Source organism: Caulobacter sp. BK020 (assembly GCF_004342605.1).
GTDB lineage: Bacteria > Pseudomonadota > Alphaproteobacteria > Caulobacterales > Caulobacteraceae > Caulobacter.
Genome location: NZ_SLZL01000013.1, coordinates 1 through 19,308, shown reverse-complemented (window position 1 = coordinate 19,308; position 19,308 = coordinate 1). Strand labels below are relative to the sequence as shown.

General features: G+C 69.5%; 15 protein-coding genes and 1 pseudogene. 2 read left to right on the top strand and 14 right to left on the bottom strand.

Annotated features, from left to right (window positions below):
* Positions 1-255: 255 nt before the first annotated feature.
* The 10 genes and pseudogenes from EV278_RS16240 to EV278_RS16195 form a co-directional block, all read right to left on the bottom strand.
* Positions 256-1,635 (bottom strand): annotated as a pseudogene (locus EV278_RS16240) (alpha/beta hydrolase); the annotation flags it as partial.
* A 27-nt stretch (positions 1,636-1,662) separates the two neighbouring features.
* Positions 1,663-2,151: an RNA pyrophosphohydrolase gene (locus tag EV278_RS16235; protein WP_132093659.1), complete on the bottom strand. Its 489-nt coding sequence runs from the start codon at positions 2,149-2,151 to the stop codon at positions 1,663-1,665.
* On the bottom strand, positions 2,148-3,329 hold the full coding sequence (locus EV278_RS16230) for a divergent polysaccharide deacetylase family protein (protein ID WP_132093656.1): 1,182 nt from the start codon (positions 3,327-3,329) through the stop codon (positions 2,148-2,150). Before EV278_RS16230 ends, EV278_RS16235 begins: the two co-directional genes overlap by 4 nt.
* Before the next feature lie 235 nt (positions 3,330-3,564).
* On the bottom strand, positions 3,565-4,956 hold the full coding sequence (locus EV278_RS16225; RefSeq protein ID WP_132093653.1) for a S41 family peptidase: 1,392 nt from the start codon (positions 4,954-4,956) through the stop codon (positions 3,565-3,567).
* A 113-nt stretch (positions 4,957-5,069) separates the two neighbouring features.
* The gene (locus EV278_RS16220) at positions 5,070-6,134 is read right to left on the bottom strand and encodes a peptidoglycan DD-metalloendopeptidase family protein (RefSeq protein ID WP_132093650.1); all 1,065 of its coding nucleotides are present in this window, start codon (positions 6,132-6,134) and stop codon (positions 5,070-5,072) included.
* Positions 6,135-6,199: 65 nt separating this feature from the next.
* Positions 6,200-6,664, bottom strand: a complete 465-nt coding sequence (gene rlmH / locus EV278_RS16215) for a 23S rRNA (pseudouridine(1915)-N(3))-methyltransferase RlmH (RefSeq protein WP_132093647.1) — start codon at positions 6,662-6,664, stop codon at positions 6,200-6,202.
* A gap of 110 nt (positions 6,665-6,774) precedes the next feature.
* The gene (gene rsfS / locus EV278_RS16210) at positions 6,775-7,203 is read right to left on the bottom strand and encodes a ribosome silencing factor (protein WP_165916680.1); all 429 of its coding nucleotides are present in this window, start codon (positions 7,201-7,203) and stop codon (positions 6,775-6,777) included.
* 125 nt (positions 7,204-7,328) lie between these two features.
* A complete protein-coding gene (locus EV278_RS16205) occupies positions 7,329-7,994 on the bottom strand; it encodes a nicotinate-nucleotide adenylyltransferase (protein WP_132093645.1) in 666 nt (221 codons plus the stop codon).
* Complete coding sequence (locus EV278_RS16200) at positions 7,960-9,234, bottom strand: glutamate-5-semialdehyde dehydrogenase (protein ID WP_132093642.1); 1,275 nt, start codon at positions 9,232-9,234, stop codon at positions 7,960-7,962. The genes EV278_RS16205 and EV278_RS16200 overlap by 35 nt, the downstream gene beginning before the upstream one ends.
* A 129-nt stretch (positions 9,235-9,363) precedes the next feature.
* On the bottom strand, positions 9,364-10,197 hold the full coding sequence (locus tag EV278_RS16195; protein ID WP_132093639.1) for a hypothetical protein: 834 nt from the start codon (positions 10,195-10,197) through the stop codon (positions 9,364-9,366).
* Between the two features lie 1,263 nt (positions 10,198-11,460).
* On the opposite strand from EV278_RS16195, the gene EV278_RS16190 reads away from it, so the two are divergent.
* The gene (locus tag EV278_RS16190; RefSeq protein WP_132093636.1) at positions 11,461-13,797 is read left to right on the top strand and encodes a GH92 family glycosyl hydrolase; all 2,337 of its coding nucleotides are present in this window, start codon (positions 11,461-11,463) and stop codon (positions 13,795-13,797) included.
* A gap of 13 nt (positions 13,798-13,810) precedes the next feature.
* Here EV278_RS16190 and EV278_RS16185 read toward each other — a convergent pair whose 3' ends face one another.
* The 4 genes from EV278_RS16185 to obgE all read right to left on the bottom strand — a co-directional run bounded on the left by EV278_RS16185 (position 13,811) and on the right by obgE (position 17,951).
* Positions 13,811-15,208, bottom strand: coding sequence for a tyrosinase family protein (locus tag EV278_RS16185; protein WP_132093633.1), 1,398 nt, complete (start codon positions 15,206-15,208; stop codon positions 13,811-13,813).
* A 132-nt stretch (positions 15,209-15,340) separates the two neighbouring features.
* Positions 15,341-15,751, bottom strand: a complete 411-nt coding sequence (locus tag EV278_RS16180; protein ID WP_207905500.1) for a DUF3574 domain-containing protein — start codon at positions 15,749-15,751, stop codon at positions 15,341-15,343.
* A 1-nt stretch (position 15,752) separates the two neighbouring features.
* Positions 15,753-16,886 (bottom strand): glutamate 5-kinase, encoded by a 1,134-nt coding sequence (proB, locus tag EV278_RS16175; RefSeq protein ID WP_132093630.1) that lies wholly within the window; start codon positions 16,884-16,886, stop codon positions 15,753-15,755.
* Positions 16,887-17,951, bottom strand: a complete 1,065-nt coding sequence (gene obgE / locus EV278_RS16170; RefSeq protein ID WP_132093627.1) for a GTPase ObgE — start codon at positions 17,949-17,951, stop codon at positions 16,887-16,889.
* A gap of 211 nt (positions 17,952-18,162) precedes the next feature.
* Between obgE and EV278_RS16165 the strand changes: the two genes are divergently transcribed.
* Positions 18,163-19,116 carry a hypothetical protein gene (locus EV278_RS16165; RefSeq protein ID WP_243692220.1) on the top strand — a complete coding sequence of 318 codons (954 nt, stop codon included), beginning with the start codon at positions 18,163-18,165 and terminating at the stop codon, positions 19,114-19,116.
* The last annotated feature ends 192 nt before the right edge of the window (positions 19,117-19,308 follow it).

The window sequence follows — 19,308 nt, the reverse complement described above, 5'->3', positions numbered from 1 at the left end:
CTTCGCAGATGGCGAAGATTTGGCGGTCGACTTCGTCGCAACCGCCTTGGCTGGTTTTTCGGACGCGGGAGCCTTGACGGCGGGCGCGGCCTTGGCCTTCGGCTCAGCGGCGGGTTTCGCGGCGGCGGCGGCCGGCTTGGCCTTGGCCGTTTTCGGCGTGGCGGGAGCCTTGGCGGGCTTGGCTTCGGCATCCGCCTTGGCGGCGGCCTTCGCCGGTGTCGCCTTGGCCGCTCGGGTGACCTTTGAGGCGGGCGAGGCCTTGGGCGTCGCCGCCTCGGCGGGGGTCTTCTCGACCGGTGCGGGTTTGGCGGCCGGCTTGGCCTTGGCCGTTTTCGGCGCGGCGGCGGCCTTGGCGGGCTCGGCCTCGGCTTTCGGCTTGGCGGCGGGCTTGGAGGCCGGAGCAGCCTTGGCGACCTTGGGCGCCGGAGCAGCCTTGGGCGGCGCCTTGCCGGCTGCGGGCTTGGCCTCGGTCTTCGGCTTCGCGGCCGCCTTCGGGGCCGCGGCGGGCTTGGCGGCCGGAGCGGCCTTGGCGACCTTCGGAGCCGGCGCGGCCTTCGGAGCGGCGGCCTCGGCCGGCGCCTTGGCGGCGGCGGGCTTGGCCTCGGCCTTGGGTTTCGCCTTTGGCGCGACGGCCGGCTTCGCCTCCGCCTTGGACTTGGCGGCCGCGGGCTTGGGTTCGGCCTTCGGTTTCGCCGGAGCCTTGGCGGCGGGCGTCTTCGAAGCGGCGGGCTTGGCGGCCGGGGCCGGCTCGGAGGCGACCGGGACAGGAGCCGGGGCGGGCGCCGGCGCCGGAGCGGATTCCACCGCCTTCGCGGGTTCGGGCGCCGGAGCCGGAGCCGGGGTCGCGGCCGAAGCGGCTTTCTTCTTGCCCGTCAGCCAGGCGATCACGTCGTCGAGAATGCTCATCGTGTTTGGCTCGTCTATCAGGTAGTGGGCGTTGCTGGGGTAGATCTTGAGGTCGGCGACCGGGTATTTCCGACCGACGCGCCGCACGTCCTCGAGCGGCGTGGTGCGGTCGAGAGCGCCGGCCAGGACCAGGACCGGGACGGTCACCCTGGCGGCGTCGACATGGGCGGTCCTGTTCGGATCCTTGTGCGGCCAGGCGAGGTCGGCCAGCACCTGGCCGCTGTCGTGGACCATGGCCGCGTACAGCGCGTCGTGCCGCGCGGCCGGCACGGCGTTCATGACGCCGAACTTGAAGCCCGTCTTCCACATCTTGCCGGCCCGGGTCTCGGGCTTGGACTGGAGGGCCAGGTTCAGGAAGGTGAAGACCGGCGAGAGCTTGGGCTTGCCGCGCGCGTCGGCCGGCGAGGCGGGCGCGAACAGCACCAGGCGATCGGCATGGCCGGCCTCGGCGATCTTCTGGGCGATCAGTCCGCCCATGGAGTGGCCGAAGACGATCGGCTTGCGGCCGTCTTCCTTGGCCAGGGACTGGGCCAGGGCGCTCATCTCGGCGACATAGTCGGCCAGGGTCAGGCCGGCCAGGCCCGCGCGGGGGCCGTCGACCGTCCGCACGGCCGAACGGATGGTCGGGGCCACGACGCGGTAGCCTTCGGCCCGCAGCCGCTCGGCCACGGAATCCCAGACGTCCCCGGCGCAACCGTAACCGTGGATCAGCAGGATCGTTTCCGCCATTCCGCCCCCCTGGAGCGCGGCGAGACTTCAGCCGCCGCGCGCGAACCCACCGAACGCGGCGACGACCTGTTCGTACACCGCGCGCTTGAAAGGTACGATCAGTTCGGGCGTTTCGTCGAGAGCGCCCCATTTCCAGGCGTCGAACTCGACATGGGCGTCGGCCTCCAGGTCGATCTCGGACTCCTCGCCCAGGAAGCGAAAGGCGAACCACACCTGCTTCTGCCCCTTGAATCCGCGGGCTTTTTTCGACGAGGCGAAATCGGCGGGGAAGTCGTAGATCAGCCAGTTCTCGGTGCGACCCAGATACTCGATCGAGGTGACGCCGGTCTCCTCGGCCAGCTCGCGGCGGGCCGCGGCCAGCAGGTCCTCGCCGTCGTCGACCCCGCCCTGCGGAAATTGCCAGTTATGCGGCGGCGGCTGGTTGTGGCGCTTGCCCAGCCAGACGCGGCCGTCCGGGTGGAACAGGACGACGCCGACATTGGGGCGGTGATCGGGATAGGAGTCGCTGGCGCTCATCGCTTGGCCATGGCCGAGGCGGGGGCCAGTTGCAAGCCCCTCCCGGACAGGCCGGCGGCCCACAGCCGCACCTGGTTGATGGTCACCGGATAGGCGAAGCCCGAGCCCAGGGCCTGGCCGCGGCCGGCGGCGCCAGCCTCCAGCATTTTCAGCTGGCCGTCGATCGCCCCGGCCGCCAGCTCGTCGTCGATGATCCGGTCGGCGGAGGCGCGGGGGATCGGCCCGCCGCGCAGGGACGCCTGGCCGTCGTCGATGAAGGCCAGCCCCCGGGCCTTCAGGGCCAGGGTGAAGGTGGTCATGGCCGTGTCGCTGGTGACGAACCGCGAGCCCAGATAGTTGGTCAGGCCGTAATAGCCGGTGGCCCGCGACATCAGCCATTCCAGCTTGCGCACGGTGTCCTCGGGGCGGTTGGCGGCGATCAGGGTGTAGGGGCCCGGATCGTTGGCGGGATAGTCGACCGGCTCCATCGGCGCTTCCAGCAGCACCTCGTGGCCATGGCTGCGGGCCAGGTCGATCCAGCCCTGCAGGCCCTCGGAATAGGGCGCGAACGACAGGGTGATCTCGGGCGGCAGGGTCTCGATGGCCGCGCGGGTGGTCTGGGGGTTGAGGCCCAGGCCGCCGATCACCAGGGCCACCTTGGGGCGGCCGTCGGCGGTGAACGGACGGGCGTAGGCGTCGGCGGCCGTGCGGCCGTCGGGGGCGATCACCGGCAGCGAACCGCCGCCGGGGCCGGGGGCGTAGAGCCCGGCGATCGGGGCGGGCGGCAGCGGGCCGTCGGCCGAGGCGGGAGGCGGCGGAGCGGCGATCGCCCCGGCCTCGGCGTCGTCGGCCGGAGGGTGGCTGAGGAACGGCAGGTTCGACAGGTCCAGGGCTCCCGGCAGCAGCGGGGCCTCCTGCTCGCTCTCGCCGGTCAGAGCCTCGCGCCAACCGGGCGGGACGTTCTTGGTGGCGCCCACCTGGTCCAGGGCCACCCGCACCAGGGGCGAGCCCTTGTTGGGGTCGCCGGTGACCAGCACCAGCAGGGCCAGGCTCAGCAGGAACAGGAAGGCCGCCGCGCTGGCGCCGATATAGGGATTGGCCGCCGCGGCCAGGATCCTGGCGCGCAGGTCGCCGTCCTCGCGCCGGGACGCGGGCGCGTCGGCGCCATAGGCGGGCTTGCGGGAGAAGGTCACGGCCATGGTCCGAGCCTTACGGGCAAGCGCCGAATATATGGTTAATGGGGGTGCGGCGGAATGGTTCGAATTCCCTCTCCCCTTGCGGGAGAGGGTCGTCCGGAGGACGACGGGTGAGGGGTCGAAGAACGAAACCGCCGCACCCAGCGGTCAGGCTGGACGCGGCGGATCAGTCTGGAAAACCCTCATCCGACCTGCTTCGCAGGCCACCTTCTCCCGCAAGGGGAGAAGGGAGAGGGTCCTACTTCTTCTCGACCACCGGCGCCTTGCCGGCCGCGGCGGCGGCCTTGGCGGTGACTTCGGCGATCTTGGCGGTGGGCTTGGGCAGCTTGGGCACGGCCTCGACCGAGCCGGCCTTCAGCACGGCGATGGCCCGCTCCAGCTGGAAGTCGCCCTTCTTGTCGTCGAAGCCGGGCGGCGGGGCTTCGGCCGGGGTATGGACGCCCTGGCGGCTCTTGCCCTCGTCGGCGTTCAGGGCGTTCTTGAAGCTGGCCTCGCTGAACCACACACGGTTGGCGATGTCCTGGGCCTGCTCCTTGGTCTGGGCCACTTCCAGGTCGGGCTCGATGCCGGTCTTCTGGATCGAGCGGCCCGACGGGGTGAAGTAGCGGGCCGTGGTCAGCTTCAGGGCGCCGTCGGCCCCGCCGCGCAGCGGGATCACCGTCTGCACCGAGCCCTTGCCGAAGCTGGTGATGCCCACCAGCTGGGCGCGGTGGCGGTCCTGCAGCGCGCCGGCGACGATTTCCGCCGCCGAGGCCGAGCCCTGGTTGATCAGCACCACCACCGGCAGGCCGTTCAGCAGGTCGCCGGGCTTGGCGTTGTAGCGCTGGATGTCGCGCGGGTCGCGGCCGCGCTGGCTGACCACCTCGCCGCCGTCCAGGAACACGTCCGAAACGCCCACGGCCTGGTCGAGCAGACCGCCGGGATTGTTGCGCAGGTCGAAGATCAGCCCCTTCATGTGGGGGTTCTTGGCCTTCAGGTCGTTGATCGACGCGGTCAGGGCGTCGGTGGCCTTCTCGTTGAAGCCGGGCAGGCGGACATAGCCGTAGTCGCCTTCCATGCGGGCGATCGTGGCCTTGGGCTTGATCACCTCGCGCACCAGCTTGACGTCGAACGGGTCGGTCTTCTCGCGGGCGATGGTCAGGGTGACGGCCTCGCCGGCCGCGCCGCGCATCTGCTTGACCGCCTCGTTGACGGTCAGGCCCAGCACCGACTGGCCGTTGACGGCGGTGATGTAGTCGCCAGCCTGGATGCCGGCCCGCATGGCCGGGGTGCCGTCGATCGGCGAGATCACCTTGACCACGCCGTCCTCGCTGGTCACCTCGATGCCCAGGCCGCCGTACTCGCCGCGGGTGGTGTCCTGCATGTCCTCGAAGCTGTCGGGCGACAGGTAGCCGGAATGCGGGTCCAGGCTGGTCAGCATGCCGTCCAGCGCCGCCTCGATCAGCTTCTTGTTGTCGACCTCCGAGACGTACTGGTTGTCGACCGTCTGCAGGACGTCGCCGAACAGCTCCAGCATCTTGTAGGTCTGGCCCTTGCTCGCGCTGGTCGCCTGGGCGATGGGGCTGACATAGGCCATGGTCCCCGCACCGAGGACGAAGGCCGAAACACCGATGAGCAGGTACTTGCGCATGTGGCCGAAATGGCTCCCTGACGGCGCCGTCGCGCCGCGTTGAAAACTCGTCGTTCCGCCTGACTGCAGCGGACCCTTGTTCATTTGACGGCCATCATCGCTGAAAAAGCCGTTCACCGCGATCCCTGTTTCAGCCAGCGCTCCGGGTCGGCCGGAACGCCGTCTTCCCGCACCTCGAAATAGAGTTCTGGCTCCGAGGCGCCATGGTCCGCCATCCGGCCAACCGTCGCGCCGGGTGCGACAGATTGTCCGGGTCCGACCGAAACCTGGTCCAGGCCGGCCAGCACCAGATGGTAGGCGCCCCCAGCGTAGGCGCCTCGGGCGCGCAGGATCAAGACCGTCCCCCAGCCGTTCAGCGGTCCGGCGTATTCGACCACTCCGGCGGCGGGACTGGCCACGGCGTGGCCCTTTTCCGTTCGGATCGTCAGGCCGGCGGCGCGGCCCCCGGCCGGCATGGCCTGGCCGAACCGGCGCGCCAGCGGCCCGGGGACGGGCGAGGCCAGGACCAGCGGCCCGGTCGCCGGCCGGGGCGCCAGGCCGTCGGTCAGGGCGCCCAGCGTGCCCTGGTCGTCGCCGGTCAGCGCTTCCTGCGCATAGGCGCGTTCCAGCTGGGTCTTCTCGACGATCATCCGCTCCAGATCGCCCTGACGGTCGGCGACCAGGCTTTCGGCGGTGAACAGCTGCTCGGAGGCGGCGGCGGCCTCGCGGCGCAGGGCCGAGACGGCGCGGGCCTGGCGGGCGTAGCCGTCGGCCCGGGCCTGCAGCTCCGGGGTCATGGCGCGGATCAGGATCGCGGCCCGCACCGCGTCGCGGGCGTCGCCCGGGCTGACCAGCAGGGCCGGCGGCGGATCGCGGCGGAAGAGCTGCAGGGCCGACAGCAGCCGGGCCAGCTGCCCGCGGTCGCGGCCCAGCTCGGCCACCAGGGCCGATTCCCGCTGGTGCAGGGCCTCCAGCCGGGCGCGCTTGGCGGCCACGTCGTCGCCGGCGTCGACCCGCTGGCGGCCCAGGGCGTCCAGCTCGCCGCGCAGGTCGGCGATCTCGCGCCGGGTGTCGGCGGCGGCCTGCTCGTCCTTGGCCCGCTGGCTGACCGGCTTGCCGCCCTGGGCCGCGACGAGCCCGCCCGCGCCCAGCAGGGCGGCCAGGAGGCTGGCGGTGATCAGGACGACGCGGCGCGACATGCCAGGATCAATGCGCCGATTGGGTTTCAGCGACAACCTAATCCCATGCCCGGAAAATGGATCGCTCAATCGCGATGGTACGGCGAGCCCGCCAGGATGGTGACGGCGCGGTAGACCTGCTCGGCCAACATCGCTCGTGCAAGGGCGTGCGGCCAGGTCTGGGGGCCGAACGCCAGCCGTTCGTCGGCCGCTTCCAGGATCGCGGGATCCAGTCCGTCGGCTCCGCCGATCAGGAACACCACCCGGCGCTGGCCGTCGTCGCGCAGCCGGCCCAGGTGCTCGGCGAAGGCGCGCGACGGCCGCACCCTGCCGTGCTCGTCGCAGGCGATCACATAGGCGCCCTCCAGGTGCGGGCGCAGCACTTCGGCCTCGGCGGCCTTGCCGGGCTTGCGGGCCTCGACCTCGACGATCTCGACCGGCCCCAGGGCCAGGGCGCGGCCGAACGCCGTGGCCCGGGACGCATAGTCCACGGCCAGCTGCGCCTCGGCCATGCGGCCGAGCCTTCCGACGGTGAGGAGGGTGATCTTCATGGTCGTGCGTCGAGGCCTCGTCCTTCGACAGGCTCCGGATGAGGTCCCAATGGCGCTGTGGGCAAAGTAGCCCTTATCCTGAGCTTGTCGAAGGACGAGGGCGGACCCGCTTAGTTCGACGCCAGCCGGTGCGGCGCGTCGACGGCCCAGATCTTCTCGATGTTGTAGAACGAGCGGACTTCCGGGCGGAACAGGTGGACCACCACGTCGCCAGCGTCGATCAGCACCCAGTCGCAATGCGGCAGGCCCTCGACCCGCGCCTTGCCGAAGCCGCTCTCCTTGAGCGCCCGGATGATGTGGTCGGCCAGGGCGCCGACGTGACGGTGCGACCGGCCGGACGCCACGATCAGGCTGTCGGCGACCGAGCTCTTGTCCGTCAGGTCGATGTGGACGATGTCCTGGGCCTTGTCGTCGTCGAGACGCGACAGGATCAGGGTCTCGAGGGCCTTGATACTCAGGTCCAGCTCGGACTCTGTCTTGGTCGAGGTTTCGGTGGAAACCGTACCCTCGTGCGCACTTGGCGCGGGGTCGCTACGCAGCGGAAATGCTCCTTGGTGGGTTCGCGCAAACCCTCCCATAGCACGGAAGACTCCAAATGATGAGGGGGTTCGTCGTCGCGGGGGGATTTGGGCGCCCAGATCCTCCTCTCCTTGCGGGAGAAGGCCTACCCCTTCGCCTGCCGCTTCCGCAGGGCCGTCGATGAGGCGTAGTTCAGCGGGCCGGTCAGGTAGACCCAGGCCGGGGCGGTGGCGTCGGCCAGGGTGGCGGCGGCGCTGGCCGGCTTGCGGGCGAAGGCGAAGCGGCGGGCGGCCGGCGAGGTGCGGGCCTTCAGGGCGATCCACGGCCGCGAGATCACCGCCACCGGGACCTCGCGCATGATCTGGGTCCAGCCGCGCCAGCGGTGGAAGGTGGCCAGGCTGTCGGCCCCCATGATCCAGACGAACTTGACGCCCGGATAGCGCGCCCGCAGCACCCGCAGGGTGTCGATGGTGTATTGCGAGCAAAGCCGCGTCTCGGCGTCGGAGACGATCATGCCCGATCCGCGGGCCCCCCCGCGGGCTTGGAGCCGGGCCCCGGCCAGCCGCTCGGCCAGGGGCCGGGTCTCGTGCGCCGACTTCAGCGGGTTCTGCGGCGAGACCAGCCAGACCACCTTGTCCAGCTCCAGGCGTCGCAGGGCCGTCTCGGCGACGTGGGCGTGGCCCTCGTGCGCCGGGTTGAAGCTGCCGCCGAACAGCCCCACGCGCATGCCGGGCTCCAGGTGGAGCCCCAGCCTCTGCGCGGCGGGCCGGCCGGCCTCAGGGACGAGTCTGGCCGGTCCCGCGAACCACATATTTGAACGTCGTCAGTTGCTCGGCCCCGACCGGGCCGCGGGCGTGTAGCTTGTCGGTGGCGATGCCGATCTCGGCCCCGAAGCCGAACTCGCCGCCGTCGGCGAACTGGGTCGAGGCGTTGACCAGCACGATGGCGCTGTCGACCAGGGCGATGAACCGCTCGGCCGCCGCCACGTCCTGCGTCAGGATCGCGTCGGTGTGGCCCGAGCCGTAGGCGGCGATGTGGGCGGCCGCGCCCTCCACGCCGTCGACCACGGCCACCGAGATCACCGGCGCCAGATATTCGGTCGACCAGTCGGCCTCGACGGCGGGCTTCATCGTGGGCTCGATGGCCCGCGAGGGACCGTCGCCGCGCAGCTCGCAGCCGGCCTTGATCAGGGCGTCGGCGATCGGCGGCAGCAGGCGCGAGGCCGCCGCGCGGTCAATGAGAAGCGTTTCAGCCGCGCCGCACACCGACACCCGGCGCATCTTGGCGTTCAGCACGATCTCGACCGCCTTCTTCGGATCGGCCGCTTCATGCACAAAGACGTGGTTCAGGCCCTCCAGGTGGCCCAGCACCGCCACCCGGGCCTCCTTCTGCACCCGCGCCACCAGGTTCTTGCCGCCGCGCGGGATGATCAGGTCGATGGTGCGGTCCAGGCCCGCCAGGATCGCCCCCACCGCGTCGCGGTCCGGCGTCCTGACGATCTGCACCGCGTCGGCCGAGATGCCGGCCGCCTTCAGCCCCTTGGCGATGGCGGCGTGGATGGCCAGGTTGGACTGCAGGCATTCGGACCCGCCGCGCAGGATCACCGCATTGCCCGAGCGCACGCACAGGGCGGCGGCGTCGGCCGTCACGTTCGGGCGGCTCTCGAAGATCATGGCGATCACCCCGATCGGGGTGCGCACCCGGGCGATGTCCAGGCCGTTGGGCCGGGTCCAGCGGGCGGTCTCGACGCCCAGCGGGTCGGGAAGGGCGGCCACGGCCTCGACCCCGGCGGCCACGCCTTCCAGGCGCTCGGGATTGAGCATCAGCCGCTCGACCATCGGCGCGGTCAGGCCGCCGGCCCCGGCCTTCTCGAGGTCACGGGCGTTGGCGGCCAGGATGACGGCGGCGTCGGCGCGGATCGCGGCGGCCATGGCGCGCAGGGCGTCGGTGCGCTGGGCTGGCGTGGCCACGCGCAGGGCCGACGCCCCATGCCGAGCCGCCTGTCCCATCGCCGTCATCGTCGCCTGCAAGCTCATGCCCGCGTCGTCCATCGCCTTGATCCGATCCCGGATATGTCCGCCCTGATATGCTCAGAGTGAGGCTTACCTAGGCGCTTTGGGGCGGCGGGGGAATGGGGAAAGGGTGCGGGCGGTGTTAGCGGGGCTGTTGGGGGAGGGGCGCTATTTGGAGAACCAGTTAATTGCGCTCGGAGAAGTGCCTGAAAATAGCCGTCGAGCAAACCCCGATGACCTAGGAACTGCGAGATAAATCGGTGCCGTGAATGTCGATAGCTTTGGTTGACCCTCTATTAGAATCTTCTCCGCGCCCAACCCTTCGAGGTGGCGCGCCAAGTGTCGCTGCGAAAACGCCTTCAGATAGGCGCGGACAACGTTTCCCAGCTTCCGTGTGATGTCGATAACCTCTTCTCCAATGCGATTCAGAGCCTCAAGAGGCTCATCAGTTCCGACCATGTGATGGAGTGATGACAGCATTAGGGATTCCGCGGAGAAGAAGATTGTGTTCCCCTCTTCTCTCGCATGCAGGTCGATCATCGGCTCTTCTGCCTTTAGCCGTCGAAAGCCTTCGAGCGCCATCTTGGGATCGAAGTGCGCAACTGCGTTATCGCGCACCTGGCGTACCAGGTTGGAGTTACTGAAATAAGTTTTGAGCCAAGCCAGATCGTTCTTCGCTGTCTGGTCGATTGTGTCGCCATATGTCTTCATGAAAATGATCTGGAAGCGGTCCTTGATCAGCTTCCAACCTTCCGAAATCCTTGCTGCCAGCATGCGTATATTCATCATGCCGGCCGTGGCTGCTGCGAGACGAAGCGGCTCGATATCGCTATCGACAATACGAGCTTGGATCACTTGTCGTAGCAGAATTACTATATCGTTCTGTAATTGTCCGCACATTAAGAAGAATACTGCTTCGTCTTCAGGCACGACCTTGAGGTCCGCCGCAGTGTATCTCAGAGGGTAGATCGCGATCGTGCTATGCAGGTCCGGATAGGTCATACTGAACAGATAAGCGCTTGAGCGCGGTGTGGCGACCCTAAGCTGAAGTTTGTTCTGACATTTGTGAGGTGCATGGCGCCATCCGCCCCGGCGGATGAAGCCTCACCTTAAACCCTTGGTGGATCGGAGCTCTGGCGTCTGGCCGTGTCAAGGATCGCCCCGCGGGGCGACCGCGGCGCGGCCGGCCGGAGGCCGGTCCTTGACACGGCCAGACGCCAGAGCAGGCTCGCCATCAAGGGTCTAAGGCGAGGCCTCGCCGCTGCGGGCGGATGGGGACTGGGGCGGAAAATTTCGCACCGGGGACGCGCACTCACGGCAAGGCGTTAGCGGGTTTGCAGGGTGGCGGCCGTGAGTGCGTGTCCCCTCCTTGATCCGCTGAGTCCGGCCTTGGACCCGCTCTTCAGGACGAGCGATCACGCGCCGCGGATGACTTAGGGGACAGGCACGCACCCCCGAAGCTTCGGCAGGCCCGCGGAGGCCTTGCCTTGCGATCCTGTCCCCGCCTCCTCGCGCGGGGACACGCCGCAAGGGCGTGTCCCCCGGTGGCGGGCTTATCCTTGGGGTATCGAGAATGAACCCCAGCGATTTCAACGCCCTGAACTTTCTCGACCCCAATCCATCCTCACCCCTTCAAACCACCATTATCCTGACCTCACCTCGTCGCAGGGAAAGGGCGCATGGCCAGCGACCGATGCGGCGGCGGGGGGCGATCGAGCGGGAAGCTCTGTCGGCGGTGCTGTCCGCGTGCGTAAGGACAGGACCAAACCTTGCGTCTCTGGTGCCGGTCGGGCCTGGAACACAGATACGACGTGATGCAAGGGCTGACTTAGCAACAGGCGGGCGGTGACGCGCTCGCGGTCCGGGACCGGGTGTCGTTGACCTGGCCCGCCCGTCGGAGGCTTCAAGGCGGCGAGGCTCGAACAGGGCTCGGCGTCGCGCGCTTCCGGATAACGACCGCGCGGAGCGATCTGGGCTTCGTCGAAACGGTACACATACTCAAACACACCGGACGATGTCCGGCGCTTCGCGACCCTTTCCATACGCTCAGCGAGAGATCGCGTGAGATCGCGCCCACTTGCCCCCACCTGGCGGCTTCGCCGCCTGTCGCGGCGAGGGGGCGGAGCCTTCGCACGGCGCCTACGACAGCGCTCTTCCCCCTCTGGGGGAAGACGACCGCGCAGCGGTCCGTAGGGGGCAAGTCAAACCGGGTGACGCCGCCGGCCTTCCCCCGCTAGGGTCGCCGTCGAAGCGGAGGAGAATCCCATGCGTCCTGGACTGGTGCTGGCCGTGATCGCGGCGCTGTCGGCGGCTCCGGCCTTGGCCCAGGACAAGACCCCCTACCAGGCCGTCGATCCGTTCATCGGCACGGGCGGCGAGGGCCACACCTTCCCCGGCGCCGTGGCCCCGTTCGGCATGGTCCAGCTCAGCCCCGACACCGACATCCTGCCGTTCAAGCAGAGCTATTCCCGCGCCGCCGGCTACCGCCATGGCGACCCGACGATCCTGGGCTTCTCGCACACCCACTTCTCCGGCTCGGGCCATTCCGACCTCGGCGACGTGCTGCTGGCCCCGGTCTCGGGCGAGGCGAAGCTGGAGCCGGGGGAGGCCGACAAGCCCGGCTCCGGCTACCGCTCGCGCTTCACCCACGACGGCGAGGTCGCCCAGCCCGGCTACTACGCCGTGACCCTGACCGACAGCCAGGTGCGGGCCGAGCTGACGGCCGGCCTGCGCACCGGCCTGCACCGCTACAGCTACGCCAAGGGCGCGCGGGCCCAGGTGCTGCTCGACCTGCGCACCTCGATCTACAACTATCCGGGCAAGGTCAGCTGGTCGCGGATCCGCGTCGCCGACGACGGCACGATCACCGGGTTCCGCGAGACCCGCGGCTGGGCGCCCGGCCGCCAGCTCTATTTCGCGATCCGCTTCAGCCGGCCGCTGGTCGGCAAGGCGCTCTACAACACCGAAGCCGACATTCCCTACAAGGGCTTCGCCCAGCCGGGCCGCACGCCGGGCGACCGCGCCCAGCTGGAGGGCCGCGCCCTGGTCGGGGTCTTCGACTTCGGGACGATCGACGGGCCGCTGGTCGCCAAGGTCGCCATCTCGTCGGTCAGCGAGGACAATGCGATCCTCAACCTGGACAGCGACGAGAAGGGCTTCGACTTCGACGGCCTGCGGGCCCGCACCAAGGCCGACTGGGAGACGGCCCTGGGCGCGGTCGAGATCGCCGCGCCGCCCGCAATGCGGACCAATGTCTACACCGCCCTCTACCACGCCCTGCTGGCCCCCAGCGTATTCAGCGACGTCGACGGCCGCTATCGCGGGCCGGACAACGCCGTGCACACGGCCAGGACCTCGGACGGCAAGGCCTTCACCTTCCACTCGACCTTCTCGCTGTGGGACACCTTCCGCGCCGAGCACCCGCTGCTGACCCTGGTCCAGCCGGAGCGGCGCACCAGCGACGTGGTCAATTCGCTGATCGCCTCGCAACAGGAGAGCCCGTACGGGATCCTGCCGGTCTGGCAGTTCCACGGCCAGGAGACCTGGACGATGATCGGCTACCACGCCGTGCCGGTGATCGCCGACGCCTGGCTGAAGGGGATCCGCGGCTTCGACGAAAAGGCCGCCCTGGACGCCATGGTCAGGAGCGCCACCTACGCCCCCTATGGAGGCCTGGGCGACTACATGGCCCTTGGCTATGTGCCGATCGACAAGGAGCCGGAGGCGGCCTCCAAGACCGTCGAATACGCCTATGACGACTGGACCATCGCCCGCATGGCCAAGGCCATGGGCCGCAGCGACGTCGCCGCCACCTTCGAGACGCGGGCCGGCAACTGGAGGAACAGCTTCGACGCCAGGACCGGCTTCCTGCGGGCCCGCAGGAGCGACGGGACGTTCCGGACGCCGTTCGACCCGACGGCGATCAATTACGGCAGCGACTACACCGAGGGCAACGCCTGGCAATATTCGTGGTTCGCGCCCCAGGACCTGGGCGGGCTGGTGGGGCTGATGGGCGGCGACGCGGCCACGGTCCGGAAGCTGGACGCCATGTTCGACTTCGACAATTCCAAGCTCGACTACTCGCACGCCGAGGACATCGCCGGCCTGATCGGCCAGTACATCCACGGCAACGAGCCCAGCCACCACGTGGCCTATCTCTACGACTACGCCGGCGCCCCGTGGCGCACCCAGGCGCGGCTGACCCAGATCGTGAAAAGCCAGTACAAGCCCACGCCGGACGGCCTGTCGGGCAATGACGACCTGGGCCAGATGTCGGCCTGGCTGGTGTTCACGAGCCTGGGCTTCTATCCGGTGGCGCCGGGCTCCAACGAATACGTCATCGGCCGGCCGTTCGTGGAGCGGGCGGTGCTCAACCTGCCGAACGGCAAACGCTTCACCGTGCGGACCGTGGGGCTGTCCGACGACAAGCCCTATGTCGGGGCGATCGCCCTGAACGGCCGGCCGCTGACGCGCAGCTTCGTCCGCGACGCCGAGCTGCGGGCCGGCGGCGAGCTGGTCTTCACGATGAGCGCCACCCCGAACAAGACCTGGGCGACGGCGGCGAAGGACCGGCCGATGAGCATGACGGGCTATGGGAAATAGGCCGTCGCCGTCCTCACCGCGCCGGGGTCGCCGCCTGGACGCTGAAGTCGCCGATGGTGATCGCCGGGCCCTTGGGCGCGTTGGCGCCGTCGACGCGGACAAACGACACCACCAGCTGGCGCAGCTGGCCGGGCGAGAGGCCGCGCAGCACGTCGGTGGCCGGCAGGACCAGGCGGGCCTTGCCGTCCGCTCCCATGTCGTGGCCGGCGTGCTCGCCGCCCTCGGCATGGTGCAGGGCCCCGGCGATCTCGAACGCCCCGACCGTGCCGATCAGGTGCTTCTCCTCCGGCGCGCCGCCGTTGGCGGGCAGGTTGACATAGACCTTGTAGAAATAGCCGCCGTCCTTGCCGACCTCGGTCAGGGCCACCTCGTCGAGCACGATGTTGAGCTCGGTCGGCGTCGGGCCGCGCGGCGGGGCGGCGGCCAGGGCGCCGGCCTTCAGCCGGCCCTGCGGACCCAGGGGCACGCTGACGCTGAACGAGCGGTCGTCCAGGGTCAGGGCGCCCTGGCTGTCGCCCAGCGACACCACGCCGTCCAGGGCCTTCTCGCCGTTCATCGGCACGGCGCGCAGCATCGGGCGGGCCGGGGTCCGGAAGACGGGGGGGCGGGGCAGGCGCTCATTGTCGTAGACGTAGCCGAGCACGCTGGTGGTGTCCCGCGTCTGGATCTTGGCCATGCCGGGGCTGGCGCCATAGACGAAGGCGCCGTTCCAGTAGGCGCTGTCGGCCGCCGGCATGGTCCGCCCGCCGCCGGCGCTGATCCAGGCGCACCACAGCCGGTCGATATTGCCGTGGTGGACCCAGAAGATCGGGTCCTGCGGCGACTGCAGGGTGGGCATGAAGCCGCCGATGATGTTGTGCACCGGGTTGTGCGGCACGCTCTCGATCTGCGGCTCCATCGGCGAGGGCCAGTTGCGCGGGAAGTTGACGTACTGCGGCTGGGTGAAGCCATAGCCCAGGGCGGCGGCGACGTTGGTGTTCTTGCGCTGGGTCCACAGCGGGTTGGTGGCGTCGCCCGGCGTGGTGAACTCCTTGGGCAGGTTGGGATTGGCGAAATAGTCCCAGTAGGGAAGGTTGAAGGCCGGGTCGCCGGAGATCGCCCGCACCTGCTGCTCGAACCGATAGATGTAGCCCCGGTGCCAGGTCAGGAAATAGGGCTGGCCGTGCGGGCAGAAGTTCTGGTGGATATTGGCCCAATAGTACCAGCTGTTGGGATCGCTGGCGTCCTTGTTGGCCCGCATCGCCTTCACCGCGGCCAGGAACTTCGGATAGGACGGGCTGGCGACGAACGCCGGCCAGGCCGCCCGGGTGCGGTAAGGCGCGGCCAGCGCCCGGCCCGTGGTCAGGCCCAGTCCCGTGGAAACTCCGGTCGCGGCGAGACCCGCGCCCAGCATCGTGCGTCTGTCGAGCATGTCGCCCTCCCCTTGTGTTGGAAGAGGTTAACACCCTTCAGTTGTATACAGAAGAGCGCTCGCGGAAAAGTTCTCCCAGCGGGACTTGAAGGCGACCGCGTCGCAGCCGGCGCCATCGCCCTGGGACAGGGCCTAGAACCCCAGGCAGACCGGCTGCGTGACGATCATCACCGCCTCCTGGGAGAAGCGAGCCTTGTACGCGGTCCGCACGGCCTCCAGCCGGTCTTCGCCGCCGGCGCGGCCGGGCAGGGCCAGGACCACCACCTTCGACGGCTCGCGGACGATCGGCCCGGCGCTGGAGCGCCACTGGCCGGCGGCGTCGAGAACCGTCAGCCCGTCGGGAAAGCGCGGCGTCAGTTCCTCGTCGACGAAGCGGGCGAAGTCGGCGTCCGAGACGCCGACCTGATCGCCGATGTCGCGGCCGAAGAACAGCTGGGCGGTGCGGCCCGGGCTCTGGCCGGCCGGACAGGCCGCCGGCGTCAGGCCGGCGCAGCCGCAGAGCAGCGTCGCGCCGGCCAGCACGGACAGCAGCGCAGTCCGCATCCTAGCCTCCCACCGCCAGGTCGTCGGCGTGGATCATCGGGCCTTCGGTGAAGCCCAGTTCGGCCTCGATCGCGTCGGAGCGCAGGCCGGCGATGCGGTGGGCGTCGGCGCTGTCGTAGCGGACCAGGCCGCGGGCCACCTCGCGGCCGGTCTCGTCGCGGACCCGCACGGCGTCGCCCTTGTCGAACGGGCCCTCGACGGCGCGGACCCCGGCGCAGAGCAGGCTCTTGCCGCTGGCCAGCGCCGCGGCGGCGCCGGCGTCGACGGTCAGCCAGCCCTGGGGCGCCAGCGAACCGGCGATCCAGGCCTTGTAGGCGGCGGCGGGCGAGGCGCCGGCCTCGATCACCGTGGCCGGCGCGCCGTCCTCGATGGCCTGCAGCGGGGCGGGGCGCGAGCCCAGGGTGATCAGGGTGGCGCAGCCGGCGGCTCGGGCGATGCGGGCGGCGGCGATCTTGGTGGCCATGCCGCCGGTGCCGACCCCGGCCGAGGCGTTGGCCCCCTCGGCCATGCCGGCGATCTCGGGGGTGATCTCGGACACCCGCTCGATATGGGTGGCCGACGGATCACGACGCGGGTCGGCGGTGTAGAGGCCGTCGATGTCGGACAGCAGCACCAGCAGATCGGCGCCGACCATCTGGGCCACGCGGGCCGCCAGGCGGTCGTTGTCGCCGTAGCGGATCTCCTCGGTCACCACCGTGTCGTTCTCGTTGACCACGGGCACGACGTTCAGGGCGATCAGGGTCTCGGCCGTGGCGCGGGCGTTCAGCCAGCGGCGGCGGACCTCGGTGTCGTCTCGGGTCAGCAGGATCTGGGCCGCGCCGACGCCATGCGGCTCCAGCGCCTCCTCCCAGGCCCGCATCAGCACCGACTGGCCGGCGGCCGCGGCGGCCTGTTTCTCCGGCAGGGTCAGGGACTTGCGTCCCGTCAGGCCGAGGCGCCGACGGCCCAGGGCCACAGCGCCGGAAGACACGACCACCACCTGCTGCCCCCGGGCCCGCAGCCGGGCGACGTCGGCGCAGAAGGCGGTCAGCCAGGCGCGATCCGGCGCACCGGTGGCGGCGTCGACCAGCAGGGCGGAGCCGACCTTGAACACGACGCGCCGAGCCCTGGCGAGGGCTTCCCCCGAAACACTCATCTAAGGCGTCCAGCCCCCGGGGGTCTCCTCGACGTGATCCTCGTCGTCCTCGATCTCCTCGATCGCGTCGCCCCGGCGGATGCGCACCTGGGTGTAGGCGGCGCGCAGCAGCTCGGTGACGCCCTCGCCGGACACGCCGGAGACCAGCATCGGCCTGGTCCCGGCCACGGCTTCGAGCTCGGCGGCCTTGGCCGCGCGGGTCTCGTCGTCCAGGGCGTCGATCTTGTTCAGGGCCAGGATCTCGGACTTGTCGGCCAATTCGTCGCCATAGGCTTCCAGCTCGCCGCGGATCGTGGTCCAGGCCCCGGCGATGTCGTCCTGGGTGGCGTCGACCAGGTGGATCAGCACGGCCGAGCGCTCGACATGGCCCAGGAAGCGGGTGCCCAGGCCCGCGCCCTCGCTGGCGCCCTCGATCAGGCCGGGGATGTCGGCCATCACGAACCGCTCGCTGGTGGAGAGGTCCACCATGCCCAGGTTCGGGGTCAGGGTGGTGAACGGATAGTCGGCGATCTTCGGCTTGGCGGCGCTGGCGGCGGCCAGGAAGGTCGACTTGCCGGCGTTGGGCAGACCAACCAGACCGACGTCGGCGATCAGCTTCAGCCGCAGCCAGACCCACAGCTCCTCGCCCTCCTGGCCGGGATTGGCGTACTTGGGCGCCTGGTTGACCGGGCCCTTGAAGTGCAGGTTGCCCCAGCCGCCGTTGCCGCCCTTGGCCAGGCGCAGGGTCATGCCGGGGGCGTCGAGGTCGGCGATCAGGGTCTCCTTGTCCTCCTCCAGCACCTGGGTGCCGACGGGAACCTTCAGGATCACGTCCTCGCCGGCCGCGCCGTGGCGGGCCCGGCCCATGCCATGGACGCCGGTCCCGGCCTTGAAGTGTTGCTGGTAGCGGTAGTCGATCAGGGTGTTGAGGCCCTCGACCGCCTCGATCCACACGTCGCCGCCTCGCCCGCCGTCCCCGCCGTCGGGGCCGCCGTATTCGATGTACTTCTCGCGTCGGAACGAGACCGCGCCACCGCCGCCGTTGCCGGAGCGGACATAGATTTTGCACTGGTCCAAGAATTTCATGAGCGTCTTTTGTCGCAAGGCGGCTTTCGCGTCGAGCCGAAACCCGCCTACGGCCAAGCCTGGCAAGCGTTTGACCTGCTGATTCCGGCCTCGAAGCGTCGCTTTGCCACGTCGAACCGCGTTCGGCATCGTGACGAAATGTTAAAACAGATCGTGCGACATTCGGTCCTATGACCAGGCAGGCGGGATCTTTGCGCGGGGAGGGCTGGCGTTGACGACGATTACTGACGCCGAGTTTGCGCACGACCTTCAGGACCTGACGCTGCCGACCCTGTGTCGCAAGTACACCCACGAGGCGTCGCTGCATCGCAACATGCTGATGAGCCGGGGCACGGGCCTGGCGCCGGAATGGCGCGACTTCCGGGCCTTCCTGATCGCCGTCGGCCGCCGGCCCAGCGAGGCCCACAACTTCATCCTGCTCAATCGCAACGAACGCACCTACGGCCCCGGACGGGCGCGGTGGATGACGGCCGAGGAACAGGCCGTCCACGAGGAAGAGTTCGATCGCCAGCAGGCCGCCAAGAGCCGCGAGGCTCAGCAGCTGATGCACCAGGCGGCGGCGATGAAGCGGGCCCAGGCCCCCAACGCCCCCAATTTTGGCCAATGGACGCCGATGGCTGGCCGGCAGGTGGCCTATACCGAGGTGGCCAAGCGTCTGGCGATCCCGATCAACGCCCTGAACAAGACCATGGCCGACGGCCGCTCGGCCGACGAACTGGTCAAGCGCTCGGGCTCGGCCCAGGAGCTGATCAATCCGGACCTGCAGTGGCTGCCGCCGGACCCGACCCGCAAGGCCAACTTCTTCGAGGCCTTCCGCATCTGGCACATGCAGGTGCAGCCGCAGTTCGCCCGCGCCGCCACCCCGACCTTCCTGTTCCTCTACATCGCCCTGCCAGTGATGAAGGAGTGCCGGGACGAGCTGATGGGCCTGAACCTGTGGAACCCGCTGGGCCAGCGGGCCATGAACGCGCGCGACAACCATGTGGCGTGGAAGAAGTACTGCGAGTTCATGCCCCGCGCCCAGGTGGCGATGATGGAAATCCCGATCTACGCCACCTATTCGCTGCTCAGCGACCTGGACGCCCTGTGCGAGCGCATCGTGGTCGCCGAGAAGCGCTTCCGCGAAGGCCCGCAGAAGGTCGTCGCCACCCACCGGGCGGCCTAGAGCATCGCGCGGAAAAGTGGATGCCGGCTTTCCGCAAAGCGATGCGAAAACAAAGAGCTAGAGCAAATCGTGCGATTCCTATATCGCGCGATTTGCTCTAGAGCCTGTTGAGATTAGGCGGCGTAGCCTGAGTTTCTGAGATAGTTGGCGCATTCTTCTGGTGGGAAGGCGTTGAGGAGCAAGCCGGTGGCC

Coding starts and splice junctions, on each gene's coding strand:
- EV278_RS16205 (WP_132093645.1), bottom strand. CDS start 7,994: ATGTGGTTCGCGGGACCGGCCAGACTCGTCCCTGAGGCCGGCCGGCCC.
- EV278_RS16200 (WP_132093642.1), bottom strand. CDS start 9,234: ATGGACGACGCGGGCATGAGCTTGCAGGCGACGATGACGGCGATGGGA.
- EV278_RS16220 (WP_132093650.1), bottom strand. CDS start 6,134: ATGTCGCGCCGCGTCGTCCTGATCACCGCCAGCCTCCTGGCCGCCCTG.
- EV278_RS16185 (WP_132093633.1), bottom strand. CDS start 15,208: ATGCTCGACAGACGCACGATGCTGGGCGCGGGTCTCGCCGCGACCGGA.
- EV278_RS16195 (WP_132093639.1), bottom strand. CDS start 10,197: ATGACCTATCCGGACCTGCATAGCACGATCGCGATCTACCCTCTGAGA.
- EV278_RS16230 (WP_132093656.1), bottom strand. CDS start 3,329: ATGGCCGTGACCTTCTCCCGCAAGCCCGCCTATGGCGCCGACGCGCCC.
- EV278_RS16190 (WP_132093636.1), top strand. CDS start 11,461: ATGCGTCCTGGACTGGTGCTGGCCGTGATCGCGGCGCTGTCGGCGGCT.
- EV278_RS16235 (WP_132093659.1), bottom strand. CDS start 2,151: ATGAGCGCCAGCGACTCCTATCCCGATCACCGCCCCAATGTCGGCGTC.
- proB (WP_132093630.1), bottom strand. CDS start 16,886: ATGAGTGTTTCGGGGGAAGCCCTCGCCAGGGCTCGGCGCGTCGTGTTC.
- EV278_RS16180 (WP_207905500.1), bottom strand. CDS start 15,751: ATGCGGACTGCGCTGCTGTCCGTGCTGGCCGGCGCGACGCTGCTCTGC.
- obgE (WP_132093627.1), bottom strand. CDS start 17,951: ATGAAATTCTTGGACCAGTGCAAAATCTATGTCCGCTCCGGCAACGGC.
- EV278_RS16225 (WP_132093653.1), bottom strand. CDS start 4,956: ATGCGCAAGTACCTGCTCATCGGTGTTTCGGCCTTCGTCCTCGGTGCG.
- rlmH (WP_132093647.1), bottom strand. CDS start 6,664: ATGAAGATCACCCTCCTCACCGTCGGAAGGCTCGGCCGCATGGCCGAG.